This window comes from Paucibacter sp. XJ19-41 (genome assembly GCF_028462495.1).
GTDB lineage: Bacteria > Pseudomonadota > Gammaproteobacteria > Burkholderiales > Burkholderiaceae_C > Roseateles_E.
In genome coordinates this window covers 1-4,518 of record NZ_JAQOWX010000107.1, presented here as the reverse complement: position 1 = coordinate 4,518, position 4,518 = coordinate 1, and the positions used below count along the sequence as shown (strand labels likewise).

Below are 4,518 nucleotides of genomic sequence, written 5' to 3'. Positions count from 1 at the left end.
GGGCGATACCCATATGGTGGACGGCCGCCCGCGCTGGCCGCTCGGCGGCGCCGAGCTGCGCGCCGAGCGGGCGCTGCTGTTCAGCGGCCGCAGCCAGCTGAGTCTGGACGGCGCCGATCTGCAAGTCTTCACGCCGGTGCTGAAGGCCGCGCGGCCCGAGGGCGATGGCCCGGCCGGCAGCACCGAGCTGGACTGGCGCATCGGCGGCGCGCTGAGCCTGCAAACCACGGCGGCACAGCCAGCGGCGACCGGTGCGGCCGATGCCGTGGCGGCGGCGCGCGTATCGCTGAGCGCGCAGCGCCTGGCCATCGACACCACGCTGGACCTGCCGGCCGCCCAGCTGGCGCTGCGCGCTACCGGCGCCGCTGCCGACCTGGTGTTCGGCAGCCGGGCCCGCGTCAGCGTGGCCGGCCGCAGCGACAAGATCGGCGACACGCTGCGCGCCGATATCGCGGCGGGCCGCCTCAGCGCCATCAGCGAGCGTGGCGATCTGCGCCTGCTGGCCGGCGGCCAGCTCGATGTCTCGGCCGCCGGCGACGGCGATGCCGGCAGCCTCAGCCTGGTCGCTGCCGAGGGTGCGCTGCGGCTGCAGGGTCGCCTGCTGGCCGCAGCGGCCAGCGCCGAGCGCGGCGCCAGCCTGCAGCTGGACAGCCGCGACGCGCTGGACCTGGCCGGCGTGGCCGGTCTGATCGCACAGGCCGGCCCGCAGGCCTTCACGCAAAGCATCGAGGTCCGCAACCGCCAGGGCGACCAGCAGCTGGCAGCGGGCACGAGCTTGCGCGCCGCCGCGCTGACCCTGAGCAGTGATGCCGGCAGCCTCAACGTGGCCGGCCGGCTCGATGCCTCGGCCGCCCAGGGCGGCGAAATCCGCCTGAACGCGCGCGGCGATCTGGTGCTGGCCGATGGCGCCCAGCTGCTGGCGCGCAGCCAGCAGGCCGACGGCGCGGGCAAGGTCTGGCTCAATAGCGAACAAGGAACCCTGACCTTGCAGGCCGGCAGCCTGATCGATCTGTCCGGCCCCGACGCCGCCCCGGCCGCCGGCCTGGTGCAGCTGCGCGCCGCGCGCGAAGGCCAGGACGTGCGCATCGCCGCCATCGACGCCAGCCTGCGCGGCGTGGCCCGCCTCGATGTCGAGGCGGTCAAGGTCTACACGGGGGTGAATGAGCTGGTCGATGGTTTGACGCCGACGCCGACGCCACCTACGCCGACGCCACCCACACCGACGCCGCCTACGCCGACGCCGCCCACACCGACGCCACCCACACCGACGCCGCCCACGCCGACGCCGCCCACGCCGACGCCGCCCACACCGACGCCGCCTACACCGACGCCGCCCACGCCGACGCCAACCAATCCGTCGCCCGGTAACGGTGAGACGACGCCAACCAATCCTCCGCCGACGCCACCAACTGGGCCGACGCCGCCTACGCCGACGCCGCCCACACCGACGCCGCCTACGCCGACGCCGCCTACGCCTACGCCGCCCACACCGACGCCGCCCACGCCGACGCCGCCTACACCGACGCCGCCTACGCCGACGCCGCCCACACCGACGCCGCCCACACCGACGCCGCCTACGCCGACGCCGCCTACACCGACGCCGCCCACACCGACGCCGCCCACACCGACGCCTGTCACTCCGTCGCCGGGCAATGGCGAGACCACGCCAGGCACACCGCCGCCTGCACCACCGACCGGGCCTACACCTGTACCAACGCCCACGCCCACGCCCACGCCCACCAATCCTTCGCCCGGCAATGGCGAAACCACGCCGGTCACGCCGCCGCCCGCGCCACCGACCTTGCTGGTCGCGACGATGGCCAAGGCTGCCGCGCTGGCTCAGGCCCTTGCCGTCAAGCCTTCGCCCGGCAATGGCGACACGACCGGCACCACACCGCCGCCCGCGCCGTCCACTGGCACGACGCCGACGCCTGGGCCTACACCAACACCCACACCCACACCCACGCCCACGCCTACGCCCACGCCTGCCGGCAAGCCGCTGGGCCTGGCGCGTGTGCTGGCCGATAACGCCGAGTTCATGGGCGAGCGCCAGCAGACGGCCGAGGCCATCACGGCCCGGCTGTCAGGTGGCCATGCCGCTCTGCAGGACCTGCTGCGCGTGCGTGCCGGTGTCGAGGTGCGCGCCGACGGCGATCTGACGGTCAGCAAGAGCTGGCAGATGCCGGTGTTGACGAAGGCGCAGGCCGAGCGGGCGCCGTATGCGGCCGAGGCGGCGCTGACCCTGCGCGCCGCCGGCAATCTGCTGCTCAAGAGCGGCCTTGCCACCGGCTTCAGGCCCTCGCCGAATGACGAGAGCCAGCTGATCGGCACGTCCACACTGGCCGGCGATATCCGGCTGGTGGCCGGCGCCGATCTGGCCAGTGCCGACCTGCGCGCGGTGCTGGGCCTGGAGCGCCTGGCCGAGGACAAGGGCTCGGTGCTGATCGGGGCCGACCGCCGGCCCGGCCAGTCGGTCGCCCCCGAGGTTGCGTTGCGCAGCACCGTCGGCAGCCTGGAGCTGATGGCCGGTCGCGACATTCGTCTGCTCAATGGCAGCGCCAAGCTCTACACGACCGGCACGCCGGTGGGTGTGGTGGCCGACGCCGAGCCGCCCATCGATGAAGGTGACGGCTCGGTCGAGGCCATGGGCCAGCCGGTCTCGCGGCGCACAAGCCTGCTGCTGCGGGCGGCCGCCGACCAGCCCTCGCCCGGCAATGGCGACGACACGACCGGCACGACACCGCCGCCCGGCGCGCCGACGAAACCCGGCGAGAAACCGCCAACGCCGCCGACACCCACGCCGCCCCCCACGCCGACGCCGCCACCCACGCCGGATCCCGACCCGGAGCCGGAAGAACCCGGCGGCCCCGACCCGGTGCCGACCACCATCCACGCGCCGGCGCTGGACGCGCTGGCCAACGATCTGGATGGCAGCGGCATGAGCCCCTTCAGCAGCGGCGGTGGCCGCATCACGCTGAAGGCCGGTCGCGATGTGGTGGGCGTGGCCAACAACACGGACCAGCGTTCGGTCAGCGACTGGCTGTGGCGCGCCTCGGCCAGCGAGGTGCCCATCGCCTGGTTCAGCCGGGTCGACCGCTTCGCCCAGGGCATTGCCAGCTTCGGCGGCGGTGATATCTGGGTGCAGGCCGGCCGGGATCTGCATCAGCTGCATGCGGCGGCGGCCAGCAGCGGCCTGGTGATGACGCCTGCCATGGCAGACGCTGCGGCCGCTGGCGGCGCTGATGGCGGCAGCGGACTCGCCGTGTTCGGCGGTGGCGCGCTGCGCGCCAGCGCCGGGCGCGATCTGGTCAGCGGCCAGCTGATGGCGACCAAAGGCCGGCTCGATGTGCGCGCCGGCGGCGCGATCCGCAACGAGGCCGAGGCCAATGTCAATTTCGATCCCGGCCTGCAGCTGGTTTTCCAGGACGCGGCCGTGCGGGTCCAGGCCGGCCAGGATCTGCAGATCGCCAGTGTGCGCAATCTGGCTCATGCCCTTACGGCCGAGGCCAACACCTTGGGGAAAAAGCTCTCGCTGCCCGGCCTCGATGCGCGCGCCAGCCTGCTGCTGCAGAGCGCGGCCGGCAGCATCGCCTATGCGGGCGCCGAGCAGTCTTTGCGCGGCTCGGCCGAGGCGATTGATGGAGACCGGATGAGCGCGGTGCTGCCCATCGATCTGCGCCTGCTGGCGCCGCAGGGCTCGATTCAGGCCAACAATATCCGGCAATGGAGCGACAGCGCCGATCCGGCCGCGGCCCGCACCTGGCTGGGCGCCGGCGAATCGCTGACCCTGTCCAATATCGATCTGCTGGCGCTGGGCAATGCGCCGCTGGCCTTCGGCTTGCGACCCGATGCGGCCTTTATGGACGCCCAGCGCCTGGCCGTGATCGACGCCGACGGCCAGCTGCGGCCGGACCAGAGCCCGCGCGAACCGGCCCAGTTCGTGGCCCAGCGCGGCGATTTGCTGATCAGCACGGCGATGCATTCGGCGCGCCCGCTGGAGCTGCGCGCCGGTCGCGATCTGCGTGTGGATGGCGGCCTGACGGTGCAGCACCAGAGCCCCGGCGAGGGTCGGCCGCAGGAGCAGACCCTGCTGCGCGCCGGCCGCGACATCCGCTTCGGTGGCGCCACCTCCGGCGTCGATCTGGCCGGCCCCGGCCAGCTGCTCGTGCTGGCCGGCCGCGATGTGGACCTGGGCCCCGGCCAGGGCCTGGTGGCGCGCGGCAATCTGTCCAATAGCGTGCTGCTGCCCGAGCAGGGCGCCGGCATCACCGTGGTGGCCGGCCTGGCCGACAGCGGCGAGGACTATGCCCAGGCGGTGCGCCAGGGCTTCCATGTGCTGAGCGTGTCGGGCCTGCAGGGCAAGCTGGGCCAGACCTATGGCCTGCTGGGCGGTGCCAAGCCCGACTTCGAGCGGCTGGCGCCTGCGGCCCAGATCGAGGCGCTGCGCGAGCTGCTCGGCAGCGCCAAGGTCGACGGCTGGCTGGCCGCCCATCTGCGCGCGCTGCCGGCGCGGCCCGA

1 protein-coding gene is annotated in these 4,518 nt (G+C 73.7%); it reads left to right on the top strand.

Annotated elements, in window-relative coordinates:
* Window positions 1-4,518 (top strand): hypothetical protein (locus PO768_RS22235; protein ID WP_272647797.1); only part of this gene is annotated, 4,518 nt, incomplete at both ends.